Origin of the sequence: Acidovorax sacchari (assembly GCF_042847045.1) — a bacterium.
GTDB classification, from domain to species: domain Bacteria; phylum Pseudomonadota; class Gammaproteobacteria; order Burkholderiales; family Burkholderiaceae_C; genus Paracidovorax; species Paracidovorax sacchari.
Map to the genome: position 1 here is coordinate 1,104,667 of NZ_AP035783.1, position 15,099 is coordinate 1,119,765.

Annotated in this window: 13 protein-coding genes; 6 read left to right on the forward strand and 7 right to left on the reverse strand. The window is 68.7% G+C overall.

Going from position 1 to position 15,099, the window contains the following annotated elements; all coding sequences use genetic code 11:
- Positions 1-49: 49 nt before the first annotated feature.
- The 5 genes from ACGHC0_RS04950 to metK form a co-directional block, all read right to left on the reverse strand.
- On the reverse strand, positions 50-1,750 hold the full coding sequence (locus ACGHC0_RS04950) for an NAD+ synthase (protein ID WP_368354247.1): 1,701 nt from the start codon (positions 1,748-1,750) through the stop codon (positions 50-52).
- Positions 1,751-1,798: 48 nt separating this feature from the next.
- Positions 1,799-2,995 carry a nicotinate phosphoribosyltransferase gene (gene pncB, locus ACGHC0_RS04955; protein WP_368354248.1) on the reverse strand — a complete coding sequence of 399 codons (1,197 nt, stop codon included), beginning with the start codon at positions 2,993-2,995 and terminating at the stop codon, positions 1,799-1,801.
- 52 nt (positions 2,996-3,047) lie between these two features.
- Positions 3,048-3,914: a cysteine hydrolase gene (locus ACGHC0_RS04960; RefSeq protein WP_368354249.1), complete on the reverse strand. Its 867-nt coding sequence runs from the start codon at positions 3,912-3,914 to the stop codon at positions 3,048-3,050.
- Between the two features lie 277 nt (positions 3,915-4,191).
- The gene (locus ACGHC0_RS04965; protein WP_011794134.1) at positions 4,192-4,377 is read right to left on the reverse strand and encodes a DUF1328 domain-containing protein; all 186 of its coding nucleotides are present in this window, start codon (positions 4,375-4,377) and stop codon (positions 4,192-4,194) included.
- Positions 4,378-4,673: 296 nt separating this feature from the next.
- Positions 4,674-5,855 carry a methionine adenosyltransferase gene (gene metK, locus ACGHC0_RS04970; RefSeq protein WP_368354250.1) on the reverse strand — a complete coding sequence of 394 codons (1,182 nt, stop codon included), beginning with the start codon at positions 5,853-5,855 and terminating at the stop codon, positions 4,674-4,676.
- Between the two features lie 154 nt (positions 5,856-6,009).
- Between metK and ACGHC0_RS04975 the strand changes: the two genes are divergently transcribed.
- Together ACGHC0_RS04975 and ACGHC0_RS04980 are read left to right on the forward strand one after the other, a co-directional pair.
- Positions 6,010-6,873, forward strand: coding sequence for a lysophospholipid acyltransferase family protein (locus ACGHC0_RS04975; RefSeq protein ID WP_368354251.1), 864 nt, complete (start codon positions 6,010-6,012; stop codon positions 6,871-6,873).
- Positions 6,870-7,742, forward strand: a complete 873-nt coding sequence (locus ACGHC0_RS04980; protein WP_368354252.1) for a lysophospholipid acyltransferase family protein — start codon at positions 6,870-6,872, stop codon at positions 7,740-7,742. The genes ACGHC0_RS04975 and ACGHC0_RS04980 overlap by 4 nt, the downstream gene beginning before the upstream one ends.
- A 42-nt stretch (positions 7,743-7,784) precedes the next feature.
- On the opposite strand, the gene ACGHC0_RS04985 is transcribed toward ACGHC0_RS04980, so the two are convergent.
- Positions 7,785-8,705, reverse strand: coding sequence for an alpha/beta fold hydrolase (locus tag ACGHC0_RS04985; protein WP_415267588.1), 921 nt, complete (start codon positions 8,703-8,705; stop codon positions 7,785-7,787).
- A 49-nt stretch (positions 8,706-8,754) separates the two neighbouring features.
- A complete protein-coding gene (yihA, locus tag ACGHC0_RS04990) occupies positions 8,755-9,513 on the reverse strand; it encodes a ribosome biogenesis GTP-binding protein YihA/YsxC (RefSeq protein WP_415267589.1) in 759 nt (252 codons plus the stop codon).
- Positions 9,514-9,605: 92 nt separating this feature from the next.
- Here yihA and ACGHC0_RS04995 point away from each other — a divergent pair, with 92 nt between their 5' ends.
- The 4 genes from ACGHC0_RS04995 (at position 9,606) to msrP (ending at position 15,066) form a co-directional block, all read left to right on the forward strand.
- The gene (locus tag ACGHC0_RS04995; protein ID WP_368354255.1) at positions 9,606-10,244 is read left to right on the forward strand and encodes a c-type cytochrome; all 639 of its coding nucleotides are present in this window, start codon (positions 9,606-9,608) and stop codon (positions 10,242-10,244) included.
- Between the two features lie 225 nt (positions 10,245-10,469).
- The gene (locus tag ACGHC0_RS05000; protein WP_415267590.1) at positions 10,470-12,662 is read left to right on the forward strand and encodes a cytochrome c biogenesis protein ResB; all 2,193 of its coding nucleotides are present in this window, start codon (positions 10,470-10,472) and stop codon (positions 12,660-12,662) included.
- Positions 12,659-13,993: a c-type cytochrome biogenesis protein CcsB gene (ccsB, locus tag ACGHC0_RS05005; protein ID WP_415267591.1), complete on the forward strand. Its 1,335-nt coding sequence runs from the start codon at positions 12,659-12,661 to the stop codon at positions 13,991-13,993. Before ACGHC0_RS05000 ends, ccsB begins: the two co-directional genes overlap by 4 nt.
- A gap of 77 nt (positions 13,994-14,070) precedes the next feature.
- Positions 14,071-15,066 carry a protein-methionine-sulfoxide reductase catalytic subunit MsrP gene (gene msrP / locus ACGHC0_RS05010; protein ID WP_415267592.1) on the forward strand — a complete coding sequence of 332 codons (996 nt, stop codon included), beginning with the start codon at positions 14,071-14,073 and terminating at the stop codon, positions 15,064-15,066.
- Positions 15,067-15,099 lie beyond the last annotated feature (33 nt).

Sequence of the window (15,099 nt, forward strand, 5' to 3'; positions counted from 1 at the left end):
CGGCGGGGCTGCAGGGGCCATTGCGGCAAATGTAGCCGTGCCGGCGTGGTCAGACGTACTTCGCCGCGATCGGCATCTGCCGGCCGTTGCCGAAGGCCTTGGCACGCACGCGCAGGATGGGCGGCGCCTGGCGGCGCTTGTACTCGTTGCGCGCGATCATCCGGCGCACCCGGTGCACCAGCGCGCGTCCGGCCTCGTCATGCTGCAGGCGGGCGGCGAAGTCGCGCGCGTCGGCGTACTCGGCATGCGAAAGGCCCTCGCCTTCGATGAGGAGCTTGAGCACCTGGTCCAGCACCGGATAGGGCGGCAGGCTGTCCACGTCCCGCTGGCCGGGAGCCAGTTCGGCCGACGGCTCCTTGTCGATGATGGCCTGGGGAATCAGTTCGCGGCCGGCGTGCGCGTTGACGTGGCGGGACAGCTCGAACACCTCGGTCTTGTAGAGGTCGCCCAACAGTCCCAGGCCGCCGTTCGTATCGCCGTAGAGCGTGCAGTAGCCCACCGAAATCTCCGACTTGTTGCCCGTGGTGAGCAGCAGGTGACCGAAGGCGTTCGAGTACTCCATCAGGATGGTGCCGCGGATGCGTGCCTGCAGGTTCTCCAGCGGCAGTCCTTCGAGCGGCTGGCCGAAGCTGGCCTCGAACTGCGCGGCATAGCCTGCCACCAGGTCCGCGATGGGGTGCGTGTGCAGCCGGATGCCGAGGTTGCGGCAGAGCGCCACCGAATCGTCCACCGATCCGCTGGAGGAAAAGCGCGAGGGCATGGTCACCGCCACCACGTTCTCCGCGCCCATCGCCTCGGCGGCGAGCGCCAGGGTCAGCGCGCTGTCGATGCCGCCCGAACTGCCGACCACCACCTGCCCGAAGCCGCAGCGCCGCGCGTAGTCGCGCAGGCCGAGCACGATCTGCTGGCGGTAGAAGTCCATCGTGGGCAGGCCCTCCCGCTGCACCGCGGGCAGGGCGCCGCCGTCCCCGGAACGGAAGCACCCATCCTCCAGGCACAGGGTGCGCACGTCTTCGGCGAACCTCGGCGCCTCGAAGACCACGCCCGCCTCCGGCTCCGCCGCGAACGAGGCCCCGTCATAGATGATCTGGTCCTGGCCGCCGACCTGGTTCACATAGACCACCGGCAGGCCGTGGCGCCGCGCGGCGTCGCCGAAGACCTGGTGCCGGACCTCGCGCTTGCCGATGTGGCTGGGGCTGGCATTGATGCTCACCACCAGGTCGGGCGCGGCATCGGCCAGGCGCTGGAAGGGATTGGTGGCGTAGTCGGCCACGGTGTCGTTCCAGCCGTCCTCGCAGACCAGGAAGCCGATCTGCGCGTGGCCGATGCGCAGCACCCGCGCGACGTCGGGGCCGGGCTCGAAGTGGCGGCGTTCGTCGAAGATGTTGTAGGTGGGCAGCAGCTGCTTGGCGTAGGTGAGGCGGACCGCTCCGTCCTGCAGCACCAGCAGGCTGTTGTGCAGGCGCTTGCCGGGGCCCTGCGCGCGCGTGGGGGTGCCCACCACCCAGTGGAGCCCCGGCGTGGCGCGAGAGGCGTCCTGCAGGGCGGCGATGCCGGCATCCACGCGCTCCATGAAGCCGGACTCTTCCAGCATGTCGCCGGGGTAGTAGCCGCACAGCGCCAGTTCGGTGAACACCACCAGGTCGGAACCTGCCTGCGCCGCCTGCCGGGCGGCATCGGTCATCCGCTGCACGTTGCCTTCGATGTCGCCCACGGTGAGGTTGAGCTGGGCAAGGGTGATACGGAGCATGTCGTTTCCTTGGACGTTGTTGAGGGAAAAGCCGAAGGGCGAAAGGGTTCAGGCCTCGTGCGGCAGGCCGAATACCTGCCGCAGGTAGGCGAGGTAGGTTTCATCGTCGCACAGCGTCTTGCCCGGGCTGTCGGACAGTTTCGCGACCGGCTGGCCATTGGCACGCACGATCTTCATGACGATGTTGAGCGGGCGCGGCCCCAGGTCGTTGCTGAGCTGCGTGCCGATGCCGAAGCCCAGCTGCACGCGGTCGCCGAAGTGGCGGTGGAGCGCCAGCGCACGCTCCACGTCGAGCCCGTCGGAGAACACCAGCCGCTTGCCGTGGGCGTCGATGCGCAGCCGCGCATAGTGCGCCAGGGCCTTCTCGCCCCAGGCGACCGGATCGCCCGAGTCGTGCCGCAGGCCGTCGAAGAGCTTGGCGAAATACAGGTCGAAATCCGCGAGGAAGGCGTCCATGCCGACCGTGTCGGTGAGCGCGACGCCGAGGTCGCCGCGGTATTCCTGCACCCAGTCCTCCAGCGCCGCCTTCTGGAAATCGCGCAGCCGCACGCCCAGGGCCTGGTAGCTCTGCAGGTATTCGTGGGCCATGGTGCCGATGGGCACCAGTTGCAGGTCGCGGGCCAGCAGCACGTTCGACGTGCCCTTGAACCACTGCGGAGCCTGCGCGGCGAAGGCCTGCACCACCTCGCGCTGCCAGGCGGCGCTGTAGCGCCGGCGCAGGCCGAAGTCGAACATCTCGAACGGATGGGCGCGCGGCGCCTCCGCGGCCAGCGCCTGCACCCGCGCGATCTTCGCGGCCAGCCGCCGGCGGCCTTCCTGCAGCACGTCCGCCCCACCGCCGAGCCGGCGGAAATACAGCTCGTTCACGATGGCCAGCACGAAGATCTCGAAGCCCATCACATGCACCTGGGGCCCGCGCGCCACGATCGACAGCTGCTCCCCTTCCGCCCGCGCCTCGATGAAGGCGCGCTGGAACTGGAAGATGCGCAGGAAATCCACGAAGTCGCTCTTGATGTAGCGCAGCCCGCCGAGATAGTCCAGTTCGTCCGGGGAGAAGCGCAGGGCGCACAGGGCGTCGAGTTCCGCGTTGACCTGCGGCAGCAGTTCCGCGAGCGGAAAGGCCGGTGCATTGCGGCAGACGAAGCGGTACTCCGCCTGCGTCTGCGGATGGCGGTGCAGCAGTGCCTGCCACATCGTGAATTTGTAGAGGTCGGTGTCCAGCAGGCTCTGGATGATCGGTGCCATGTGCGCGTGCTCCTGGAATGCGGGGGAGGATGGAAAGGCCGGGCAGTCCGTGCTAAGCCGCGATGTCGTCCGAAACCGCGAGCCGCACGCCCTGCGCGCGCATCGCTTCGAGGAAGGCGTCATGCTGGCTTTCGAAGCCGCGCACCGGGCTCATGCAGTCGGTCAGCAGCACGATGCGCTCCGGCGTCCAGTCCGGCTGCAGGCGCGGCAGGTGCCGCACGATGTGCTCGGTGGTGGCGCGCACGCAGTGGCTGCTGGCCTCCCCGGCGATCACCAGGCACTCCGCTGCGCCCAGGCGCTGCAGCAGCGGCACGTTGAGCGCGGTCGCCGGGTCCTGCGGGTCGGGCACCTCGGCCTCGATCGCGCTGTAGTGTTCTGTCCAGGGGTTCATGCCCTTGAACACGGCATGTACGGCCTGTCCGCGCGCGGACTGCCACTGCGCGCAGGCTGCCAGCACCTCGGCGTGCACGCCGTGGCCCCAGCTTCCTATCTCGCAGTGCACCGGCCACACCATGAGCGTGTAGCGGCCCTGGGCCTCCAGCGCGTCCAGATACGCCAGCACGCGGGGCAGGGCGGCGGCGTCGCGCGGCAGGAAAGTGCCGTCGCGTACCTGCGCGGCAGTGACCGGCGTGAAGGGCTGCACCTCCGTGCCTTCGCGCGTCTTCCAGAAGAGCGGGTGGGCCACGTCGTAGCGCTGGTGCGAATCCAGCGTGACGGTGACGGCGTCCAGGCGGTTGGCGGCACGCCGCACGAACGCTGCCAGCCGCTGCATGTCGTCGTGCGCACCGGCCACGGGCAGCGACGGGGCCAGCCGCGTACCGCTGGCCGGATCGGCGGGGCACCAGTCCGCAGGCAGGTCGCAGAAATCGTTCTGGGGATCGATGGCCAGCAGGTGCAGCGGGGTGGAGGGGTGGGTCATGGCAGTGTCCGTGGGGAAGAAAGTGCGATGAGGCCATTCTAGTTTGTTAGTTTATTTGTGCAACTAACTTGCCGATGGATTGGTAAGAAGGTGCAACGCGCGCCAGTGTCCGGGCCTTCTTTTCCTTATCTGCTCAAGAAGCGTGCCGGCTGCGTCGCCTGGCCGCAAACAGGCATGCCCGGTCCGCGGGCCCCCTGTGGCAGGGGACGACGCGGACCGGGCATGTCGGGCTGGCTGGACCTGGAGCCGCCGTGCGGCCGCAGGAGCGCCAGGGCGGTTACTTCATCACACTGCGCGCCGCGCCCACGCCGAGCACGGCCAGCACGATGAAGATGACCGCGACCACGAGGAACAGGAAGAACAGGATCTTGGCGATGCCCGCCGCGCCCGCGGCCACGCCGCTGAAGCCGAGCGCGCCGGCGATGAGGGAGATGATGGCGAAAATGATGGCGTACTTCAGCATGGTGTCGCTCCGTTGACGATGAAGCCGCCGCCGGGCCGGTGAGGGCGCTTTCGGCGTCGGGTGCATCGATCATCGCCAGCGGCCGTGCATGGCGCCGTCGGCATGCCGTGATTGCGGGTGTAGGAGCGCGCGCAAAGAAAAAAGCCGCCGGCCCTGGCGGGGCGGCGGCTTTTGCGGAGTGCGGTGAATGGCGGGGAGGCCTTGTGGCTCCGGCACGGCCCTGCGGGCCTTCACATCGCTTCGCGATATGAGCCTGCGCCGCAAGGCCGCCGAACCCGCTGCGCGGGTTGCCGGGCTTACAGCCCGGCCGCTGCACGCAGCGCGGCGGCCTTGTCCGTCTTTTCCCAGGTGAACTCGGGTTCCTCGCGGCCGAAGTGGCCGTAGGCGGCGGTTTTTTCGTAGATCGGGCGCAGCAGGTCCAGCATCTGGATGATGCCCTTGGGGCGCAGGTCGAAATGCTCCTGCACCAGTGCGGCGATCTTGTCGTCGGGGATCACGCCCGTGCCTTCGGTGTAGACGGTGACGTTGATCGGGCGGGCCACGCCGATGGCGTAGCTCACCTGGATCTGGCACTGGCGCGCCAGGCCCGCGGCCACGATGTTCTTGGCCACGTAGCGCGCGGCGTAGGCGGCCGAGCGGTCCACCTTCGTCGGGTCCTTGCCGCTGAAGGCACCGCCGCCATGGGGGCAGGCGCCGCCGTAGGTGTCCACGATGATCTTGCGGCCCGTCAGGCCGCAGTCGCCCTGCGGGCCGCCGATGACGAAGCGGCCCGTGGGGTTGATCAGGTACTTCGTGTCCTGCAGCCACTCCTTGGGCAGCACGGGCTTGATGATCTCCTCGATCACTGCCTCGATGAAGCTGGCCTTCATCCTGGTGGCGGTTTCGGACTGGTCGGGGTGGTGCTGGGTGGACAGCACCACCGTGTCGATGCTGTGGGGCTTGCCGTCCACGTAGCGCATCGTCACCTGGCTCTTGGCGTCCGGGCGCAGGAAGGGCAGGCGCCCGTCCTTGCGCAGCTGGGCCTGGCGCTCGACCAGGCGGTGCGCGTAGTAGATGGGCGCGGGCATCAGCTCGGGCGTCTCGTCGCACGCGTAGCCGAACATCAGGCCCTGGTCGCCGGCACCGGTGTTCAGGTGGTCGTCGCTGGCGTGGTCCACGCCCTGGGCGATGTCGTTGCTCTGCTTGTCGTAGGCCACCAGCACCGCACAGCCCTTGTAGTCGATGCCGTAGTCGGTATTGTCGTAGCCGATGCGCTTGATGGTGTCGCGCGCCACCTGGATGTAGTCCACGTGGGCATTGGTGGTGATCTCGCCAGCCAGGACGACGAGGCCGGTGTTGGTCAGCGTCTCGGCGGCCACGCGGCTGCGGGGGTCTTCGCGGAAGATCGCGTCGAGGATGGCGTCGGAGATCTGGTCCGCCACCTTGTCGGGGTGGCCTTCGGACACCGATTCCGACGTGAAGAGAAAGTCGTTCGCCATTTGAATAAACTCCTGTGCTTTTTGGCATTTTGGGCGTTGCCCTCAGCCTTGTGGAGCCGTGGCGAACGCTTTAGCAGAGTTGTTTAACGTCGCCCTGCAAGTTGCTCATTTAACTCAGCGACCCCCTCATTCTACCGACACGGATCTGTCACCGATGCCCGCTGCGTTCCGCTTCTTCGCCCGATGGCCATTGGCTGCGCTCCATGCCCTGGGCGCGATGCTGGGCTGGATCGCGTTCCTCGCGTCGCCCACCTACCGCCGCCGCTTCCTCGCCAACGCTTCCCTGGCCGGCTATCCGTTCGCGCACGTGCGCGGTGCGGTGGCCCATGCGGGCCGCATGGCGGCCGAGTTGCCGCGCCTGTGGCTGCATCCCGAGGCGCCGCCGTTCCGCATGGAGGGTGAGGCGTACGTGGAGCAGGCCTGGGCAGCCGGCCGGGGCATCGTCTTCCTGACGCCGCACATCGGCTGCTTCGAATTGTCCGTGCAGATCGCGGCGCAGCGCTGGGCCCCCGAGCACGGCCCCTTCACGGTACTCTACCGTCCCGCCCGGCAGGCCTGGCTCGCCGAACTCATGCGCACGGCGCGCGACCGGCCCGGCATCCGGGCGGTTCCCACGGCGCTTTCGGGCGTGCGGCAGATGATCAAGGCGCTGCGCCGCGGCGAAGCGGTGGGCCTGCTGCCCGACCAGGTGCCGCCCGAGGGGCAGGGCCTGTGGTCGCCGTTCTTCGGCCAGCCGGCCTATACGATGACGCTGGCCGCCCGCCTGGTGCAGCAGACGGGCGCTGCGGTGATCCTGGCGCGCTGCGAGCGCCTGCCGCGCGGGCGGGGCTACGTGCTGCACTTCGAACCCCTGGCCGAGCCACTTTCCTCCTCCCTCGAAACCGCCGTCCTGCAGATCAACCAATCCATGGAGCGCACCATCCGACACTCTCCCGACCAATACCTCTGGGGCTACGGACGCTACAAGCATCCGCGGGCCGAAGCCTCCATGCCGGCAGCGCCGGGGGCGGACGCATGACGGCGGGGCGCTTCAACCTCGCCTGCATGCGCGTGCTCGCGCGCCTGCCCCTGCCCGTGCTGCGGGCCCTGGGCTGGGTGCTGGGGCAGGTGATTTACATGCTGGCCAGGCCGCGGCGCAAGGTGGCGCTGCGCAACCTGGAGCTGTGCTTTCCCCAGGCAAGTCCCGCGCAACGGCGGGCATGGGCGCGCGAGACCTTCGTGCGCTTCTGCCAGGCCTGGCTGGACCGCAGCTGGCTCTGGATGGCGCCGCAGTCGGTGGTGGAAAAGCGCCTGGAGATCCACGGCGCGCTCGACGAACTCGAAGGCGACACGCCCACCATCATCCTGGCGCCGCATTTCCTGGGCATGGACGCCGCGGGAACCGCGCTCACGCTGCAGACCGACCGGGCCTTCACCTCCATCTTCACGCCGCATCCCGATCCGGACATCGATGCCTGGCTGTTCGCGGGCCGCCAGCGCTTCGGCAACGTGCGCATGCTCAACCGGGGTGACGGCGTCAAGCCCATCCTGAGCGGACTGCGCAAGGGGGGGCTGCTGTACCTGCTGCCGGACATGGATTTCGGGCCCAACGATTCGGTGTTCGTGCCCTTCTACGGCATGTCGGCCGCCACCATCACTTCGCTGTCCCGCTTCGCGCGGCTGGGCCGGGCCAAGGTGGTGCCGCTCATCGGGCGCATCACCCCGCGCGGCTACAGCGCGGAAATGATGCCGGCCTGGCAGAACTACCCCACCGACGACATCGAGGCCGACACCGCGCGCATGAACCGCGAACTGCAGCAGTGGATCGACACCATGCCGGGGCAGTACTACTGGGTGCACCGGCGCTTCAAGTCGCGCCCGGCCGGCGAGCCATCGGTCTATCGCTGAAGCGGCCTGCCGCCGCGGCGTGCCTGGCAGCGGCAGCCGCCGCTAGCACGTCTCCTTCAGGAAATCCCCGATCTCGTGCGCAACGCGGTCCTGCTGTTCGTGCACCAGCCAGTGCGATGCGCCCGGCACCGTGCGCAACCGCAGGGCCGGCACCCAGCGGTCGAGGCCCTCGAGCAGGCCGGGGCGCAGTGCCGGGTCTTCCAGGCCCCAGAGCACCAGGGTGGGCCGGCTGGTGCCGAGCATGCCGTCCGGCAGCTCGATGGCGGCGGCATGCGGCTCGCCTTCGCGTGGCGGGCGCATCGGGCTGGCCCGGTAGTAGTTGCAGGGGCCCGTGAGGCCTTCGTCCCAGGTGGCGCGGTAGCGGCCCCGGAGTTCGGGCGTGAGCCATTCGGGCGCGCTTCCGTCGGGGCGGTCGAAGAAACCGAATAGCCGGCGGTAGCCGTCCTCCGCCAGCAGGGCCTCGGCGTCGGGCCGGCAGAGGAAGTGCATGTATTCGCTGGCCTTCTGCTGCTCCGGGCTGCGCTGCAGTTCCCGCAGGAAAGTGCCGGGGTGGGGCGAGTTCACGATCACCAGGCGCTCCAGCAGGTCGGGGCGCTGATTCGCCAGGTTCCAGGCCACCGCCCCGCCCCAGTCGTGCGCGACCAGGGCGGCGAGCCGGCCGCCGGTCGCGGCGGCGCCGCACTCCGCCTCGATGAGCGCCGCCAGATCCTGCACGAGGTGCCTGGCCCGGTAGGCCTCCACGGCCTGGGGGCTGCTGGAGGGCGCGAAGCCCCGCAGGAAGGGCGCCACGCAGCGGTAGCCGCCGTTCTCGGGGCGCGCGAAATGCTCCAGCATCCCGTCCCAGATGAACGCGCCCTCGGGGAAGCCGTGCAGGAAGACCAGGACCGGGCGCCCGGGCTCGCCGCGCGTGCGGCAGTGCAGGGTGATGCCGTGGGGCAACGGATGGAGCGTGGTGTCGGTCATGTGCGCGGCGGTCCGTGGGGCCACCCGCGCGGATCGTCCACGCGGGTCGTCAGGGGGTTGCGGAATCCTCGGGGCCGGGCGCGGGAGCGTCAGGCGGCTGCGGGCCATCCTGCAGTCCGGCTGCCGCGGGCGGCGTCGCCAGGGGGTGCGACCATTGCCACAGCAGTTGCGCGACCTCGTCCACGCCCTGCTTCTTGAGGGCGGAGAACATCTTGACCTCCCCGCCGCCCGCCTGCAGTCGCGTGATGGACAGCACCTTGGCCTGCTCGGCGCGCGTGAGCTTGTCGGCCTTGGTGAGCAGCACCAGGAATTTCAGGCCGGCTTCCACGCGCGGCCGCACGGCTTCCAGCAGTGCCTCGTCCAGTTCGGTCAGGCCCAGGCGCGGGTCGCACAGCAGCACGATGCCCGTGAGGCTCTCGCGGCTCACGAGGTAGTTCACCATCACCTGCTGCCAGCGCTGCTTGTCCGAGCGCGACACGGCCGCGTAGCCGTAGCCGGGCAGGTCGGCGAGCACCGCGTCGGTCACGCCCTGGCGACCCAGGGCGAACAGGTTGATGTGCTGGGTGCGCCCCGGCTTCTTGGAGGCGAATGCGAGCTGCTTTTGCTGCGTCAGCGTGTTGATGCAGGTGGACTTGCCCGCGTTGGAGCGTCCGACGAAGGCGAATTCGGGGACGTGGATGGCCGGCAGGTGGTGCAGTTGCGCGGCGGTGGTGAGGAAGCGGGCCGTGTGCATCCATCCCACGGCGACCTTGGCGTCGGGTGCGGGCGGAAGCGGGCCAGCAACTGGCGCATGTGATGTAGTCGTCATAAATGGGGGTTAGCAGGGAGACGCCCGCGAAGGGCCGCATTGTAAGATTGACGGGCTTTGCGGCCCCCCTTCTACAACACAGAACCCCCGATATGAAGAAACTGCTTGCTCCCATGCTGATGGCTGCCGCGCTGGCGGTGGCCGCCTTCCCGGCCTCGGCCCAGGCACCCGCGGCGGGACAGAAGGCGGGCAAGCCGGACCTGGCCAAGGGCGAGGCCAGCTTCGCCGCGGTGTGCGCAGCCTGCCATGCGGCCGACGGCAACTCCACCATCGTGGCCAATCCCAAGCTGGCGCAGCAGCACCCCGAATACCTCGTCAAGCAGCTGCAGGAGTTCAAGTCCGGCAAGCGCGCCGACCCGGTGATGCAGGGCATCGCCGCCACGTTGTCGGAAGACGACATGCGCAACATCGCCTGGTGGGCGGCCGGCAAGCAGGCCAAGCCCGGCTTCGCCAAGGACAAGGACCTCGTCGCCCTGGGCGAACGCATCTACCGCGGCGGTATCGCCGACCGCAACATTGCCGCATGCGCGGGCTGCCACAGCCCCAACGGCGCCGGCATCCCGGCCCAATACCCGCGCCTGTCGGGCCAGCATGCCGACTACACGGCCAAGCAGCTGACCGCGTTCCGCGACGGCAAGCGCGCCAACAGCGTGCAGATGACCCAGGTCGCCGCCAAGCTCAACGACCGCGAGATCCGCGCCGTGGCGGACTACATCGCCGGCCTGCGCTGAGATCCGTTCCTCCCCGCGCACCCTGCGGGAATCCCGGGAGCTCCGGCGCTTGATTTGCGTCAAAATCCCCCCGGTTGGCCCCCCGGCCTTCCGGAACCTGCCGCCGATAATCACACCCAAGACGGGCGGGCCCATCTGAACGGATGGCCCGCCTTTTCTGTTTTCAGGGCCCTGCCGCTCCCACCCGCTCCCCTCGCCGCACGCTTTTTTCGCCTGTCCGTTTCCATGTCCGACACCGTCCACGGCCACCCGCATCCGTACCGCACCGCACCCGCGCGGGCCCTGGTCGAGCTGCTGTCGTCCATGCGTTTCGCGATTTCGCTGCTCACGGTGATCTGCATCGCCTCGGTGATCGGCACGGTCCTCAAGCAGCACGAGCCCGCTGCGAACTACGTGAACCAGTTCGGGCCCTTCTGGTCCGAGCTGTTCCTGGCACTGCGGCTGAATGCGGTTTACAGCGCGTGGTGGTTCCTGCTGATCCTCGCCTTTCTGGTGACCAGCACTTCGCTGTGCATTGCCCGCAACGCGCCGCGTTACCTCGCCGACCTGCGCAGCTACAAGGAAAACGTCCGCGAGCAGAGCCTGAAGGCCTTCCACCACCGCGCGCACGCGGTGCTCGGTGCCGAGGCGCCGGAAGCCGCGGCACGGCGCATCGGGGGGCTGCTGGCCGGCGGCGGCTGGAAGGTCCGCCTGCAGCAGCGCGACACCGCCGCGGGGCCGGGAACGGGGTGGATGGTGGCTGCCAAGGCGGGAGCCGCCAACAAGATCGGCTACATCGCCGCGCACAGCGCCATCGTGCTCATCTGCCTGGGGGGCCTGCTGGACGGCGACCTGATCGTGCGCGCCCAGATGTGGCTGGGGGGCAAGACGCCGTACACCGGCGCAGGGATGGTTTCCGAAGTGGGGGCGGAGCACCGGCTCTCCGAACGCAATCCCACCTTCCGGGGCAATCTGTTCGTGGCCGAGGGCACCCAGTCCGGTACCGCCATCCTGAACCAGTCCGACGGCGTGCTGCTGCAGGAGCTGCCGTTTTCCATCGAACTGAAGAAATTCATCGTGGAGCACTACTCCACGGGCATGCCCAAGCTCTTCGCGAGCGAGATCGTCATCCATGACCGCGCAACGGGCGAATCCGTGCCCGCCCGCGTGGAAGTGAACCACCCCGCCAGCTACCGCGGCATCGAGATCTACCAGTCGAGCTTCGACGACGGCGGCTCCCTGCTCAAGCTGCGGGCCGTGCCCATGGAGCCGGGCGTGCAGCCGTTCGAGGTCGAAGGAACCGTGGGCGGCTCCACACGCATCGAGCGCGCCGGCACAGGGGAGAAGGGCGCGGATGCCGTGCAGGCCCTCACGCTGGAATTCACGGGGCTGCGCACCATCAACGTCGAGAACTTCGGCGCCGGGGCCGGCGGCTCCGGCGCGGACGTGCGCAAGGTGGACCTGCGGCATTCCATCGAATCGCGCCTCGGTGCGGGCAACAAGACGTCCACGCCCAAGGAACTGCGCAACGTGGGCCCGAGCGTCACCTACAAGCTGCGCGACGCCGCGGGCCAGGCGCGCGAGTTCCACAACTACATGCTGCCGGTGGACACGGGCGACGGCCAGCCGGTGTTCCTGCTGGGTGTGCGCGAGACCCCGGCCGATCCCTTCCGGTTCCTGCGCGTGCCGGTGGATGACCAGGGCCGCATGGACGGCTTCCTGCGCATGCGCATGGCGCTGGCCGACCCTGCTCTCCGCGGGCAGGCGGTGCGGCGCTACGTGGCCCATGCGGTGGACGGTTCCCGGCCCGAACTGGCCGATCAGCTGGCGCAGTCCACGCTGCGCGCACTGTCGATCTTCGCCGGCGCGGCGGAGCCCGGCAAGACCGCGGCGGGCAGCCCGCAGCGCGGCGGGTTGCAGGCCATCTCGGATTTCATGGAGGCGAATGTGCCGCCCGCCGAGCGCGAGCGGGCCGGCGAGGTGCTGATCCGCATCCTGAACGGCGCGCTGTTCGAGCTCGCCCAGCTGACGCGCGAGCGCGCGGGCCTCGCGCCCCTGCCGCAGGACGAAGCCACCCGCGCCTTCATGACGCAGGCCGTGCTGTCGCTCAGCGACGCCCAGGCCTATCCGGCGCCGATGGCGTTCGAACTGGCGGATTTCAAGCAGGTGCAGGCCAGCGTGTTCCAGGTGGCGCGCGCCCCGGGCAAGAACGTGGTGTACCTGGGCTGCGCGCTGCTGATCCTGGGCGTGTTCGCGATGCTCTACGTGCGCGAGCGGCGCGTATGGGTGTGGCTGGCGCCCGCCGGGAACGGCGACGGGGCCGACGCCACCATGGCCCTGTCCACCAACCGCAAGACCCTGGACGGCGACCGCGAATTCGCCCGGCTCACCGAGAAACTCATCGGGGCCCGGCCCCACCACGGAGGCATCACCGCATGAACACGGCGACCACCACCATCACCCTGAGCGAAGGCTATTTCGCGCGCCGCAACTGGTTCGACTGGGTGTTCGCGGCCATCGTGGCGGCGGGCGGCCTGTATGCCCTGCAGCGCTACGGCGCCTTCATGGATGTGTACGAGAAGGGCATCCTGCTCGGTGCCATCCCCTGCACGGTCTGGCTGGGATGGTTCTGGCGCCCGCTGCGCACGCTGATGCTGGCGGTGGCGGCGTTCGCGTTGCTCGCCATCGGCCTCTACCAGCAGGACGGCGCGGGCAGCCTTGCGCGCGCGGATGCGGTGTTCGGCCTCAAGTACTTCCTCTCCAGCCAGTCCGCCATCCTCTGGATGAGCATGCTGTTCTTCATCAGCACGGTCTTCTACTGGCTGGGCATGTTCGCCCGCGGCGAGCGCGGCACGCTCTCCCTGCTGGGCTCGCGCATCGCCTGGGTGGCCATCGCCATGGCGCTGATCGGCACGCTGGTGCGCTGGTACGAGAGCTACCTCATCGGGCCGGACATCGGCCACATCCCCGTGAGCAACCTCTACGAGGTCTTCGTGCTCTTCTGCTGGATGACGGCCGCGTTCTACCTCTACTACGAGGAGCAGTACGCCACGCGCGCGCTCGGCGGCTTCGTCATGCTGGTGGTGAGTGCCGCCGTGGGCTTCCTGCTCTGGTACACCGTCGTGCGGGAGGCCCACGAGATCCAGCCCCTGGTGCCGGCCTTGAAGAGCTGGTGGATGAAGCTGCACGTGCCCGCCAACTTCATCGGCTACGGTACCTTCGCGCTGGCCGCCATGGTGGCCTTCGCCTACCTCATCAAGCAGCAGGCTGGCGAAACGCGCTGGTGGAAGCTCGCGCCGCTGTGGATGCTCGGCGTGGTGCTGTGCTTCGAGCCCATCGTGTTCCGCCAGGGCGCGGCCGAGAACGGCGGCAGCTACTGGATGGTGTATTTCGGCATTTCCGCGCTCATCGTCGCCGGCATCCTCCTGGGCCGCCGGCGCATCGCCGAGAGGCTGCCGTCCTTCGAGGTGCTCGACGACGTGATGTACAAGGCCATCGCCGTCGGCTTCGCCTTCTTCACCATCGCGACCGTGCTGGGCGCCCTCTGGGCGGCCGAGGCCTGGGGCGGCTACTGGAGCTGGGACCCGAAGGAGACCTGGGCGCTCATCGTGTGGCTGAACTACGCGGCCTGGCTGCACATGCGGCTGATGAAAGGGCTGCGCGGCACGGTGTCGGCCTGGTGGGCGCTGGTGGGCCTCGGGGTCACCACCTTCGCATTTCTGGGCGTCAACATGTGGCTTTCCGGGCTGCACAGTTATGGAACGTTGTAACGCGGGATGAATCTCTCGGAGGGTTCGGCGCGTATAACCAGGGTCTTTCCCCCAGGGCGCCCCACCGAGGACCATCCATGCTCATCCGCACCCACGACGACGGCTTTCTCCACCCCGCCGGCAGCGAGATCACACCCCGCGCGGTCTACGAGGGTCGCCGCGACCTCATGAAGCTGATGGCCGCGGGCGCCGCCGGCGCGGCCCTGGCCACCTGGGCCGGCCGCGAAGCCCTGGCCCAGACGGCCCGCCCGGGAAAGCTGGCGCCCCTGCCGTCGGTCCCCAGCAAGGTGGCGGGTGCCACCACCATCGAGAAGCTGACCGACTACAAGGACGCCAGTACCTACAACAACTTCTACGAATTCGGCGTGGACAAGAGCGATCCCGCGCGCAACGCCCACACCTTGAAGACCACGCCGTGGACGGTGGAGGTCGAGGGCCTCGTCAACAAGCCCGGCAAGTTCGCCATCGAGGACCTGCTCAAGCTCAGCCCGCAGGAAGAGCGCATCTACCGGCTGCGCTGTGTCGAGGGCTGGTCGATGGTCATTCCCTGGGTGGGGTATTCGCTTGCCGAACTCATCAAGCGCGTCGAGCCCCAGGGCAGCGCCAAGTACGTCGAGTTCGTGACCCTGGCCGACAAGAAGACCATGCCCTACGTGGACCGGCCCGTGCTCGACTGGCCCTACACGGAGGGCCTGCGCATGGACGAGGCCATGCATCCCCTGACGCTGCTCGCCTTCGGCATGTACGGCGAAGTCCTGCCCAACCAGAACGGCGCGCCCGTGCGCCTCGTGGTGCCCTGGAAGTACGGTTTCAAGAGCGCCAAGAGCCTGGTCAAGATCCGCTTCGTCGAAAAGGAGCCCGGCACGGCCTGGAACAAGGCCGCGAAGCAGGAGTACGGCTTCTATTCCAACGTGAACCCCAATGTGGACCACCCACGCTGGAGCCAGGCGACGGAACGCCGCATCGGCGAGGACGGCCTGTTCGCCAAGAAACGCAAGACGCTGATGTTCAACGGCTACGAAGCGCAGGTCGGCCAGCTCTACGCAGGCATGGATCTCAAGAAGTTCTACTGAGCCGCTGCGGCAGCCGCTGTCGCCGGCTCGCTG

Bases quoted from the DNA above. Each gene is read 5' to 3' on its own strand.
- msrP (WP_415267592.1), top strand. From the start codon at position 14,071: ATGCTCATCCGCACCCACGACGACGGCTTTCTCCACCCCGCCGGCAGC.
- pncB (WP_368354248.1), bottom strand. From the start codon at position 2,995: ATGGCACCGATCATCCAGAGCCTGCTGGACACCGACCTCTACAAATTC.
- ACGHC0_RS04965 (WP_011794134.1), bottom strand. From the start codon at position 4,377: ATGCTGAAGTACGCCATCATTTTCGCCATCATCTCCCTCATCGCCGGC.
- ACGHC0_RS04950 (WP_368354247.1), bottom strand. From the start codon at position 1,750: ATGCTCCGTATCACCCTTGCCCAGCTCAACCTCACCGTGGGCGACATC.
- ACGHC0_RS04985 (WP_415267588.1), bottom strand. From the start codon at position 8,705: ATGACCGACACCACGCTCCATCCGTTGCCCCACGGCATCACCCTGCAC.
- ACGHC0_RS04995 (WP_368354255.1), top strand. From the start codon at position 9,606: ATGAAGAAACTGCTTGCTCCCATGCTGATGGCTGCCGCGCTGGCGGTG.
- ACGHC0_RS04975 (WP_368354251.1), top strand. From the start codon at position 6,010: ATGCCCGCTGCGTTCCGCTTCTTCGCCCGATGGCCATTGGCTGCGCTC.
- ACGHC0_RS04960 (WP_368354249.1), bottom strand. From the start codon at position 3,914: ATGACCCACCCCTCCACCCCGCTGCACCTGCTGGCCATCGATCCCCAG.
- ccsB (WP_415267591.1), top strand. From the start codon at position 12,659: ATGAACACGGCGACCACCACCATCACCCTGAGCGAAGGCTATTTCGCG.
- metK (WP_368354250.1), bottom strand. From the start codon at position 5,855: ATGGCGAACGACTTTCTCTTCACGTCGGAATCGGTGTCCGAAGGCCAC.
- ACGHC0_RS04980 (WP_368354252.1), top strand. From the start codon at position 6,870: ATGACGGCGGGGCGCTTCAACCTCGCCTGCATGCGCGTGCTCGCGCGC.
- yihA (WP_415267589.1), bottom strand. From the start codon at position 9,513: ATGACGACTACATCACATGCGCCAGTTGCTGGCCCGCTTCCGCCCGCA.
- ACGHC0_RS05000 (WP_415267590.1), top strand. From the start codon at position 10,470: ATGTCCGACACCGTCCACGGCCACCCGCATCCGTACCGCACCGCACCC.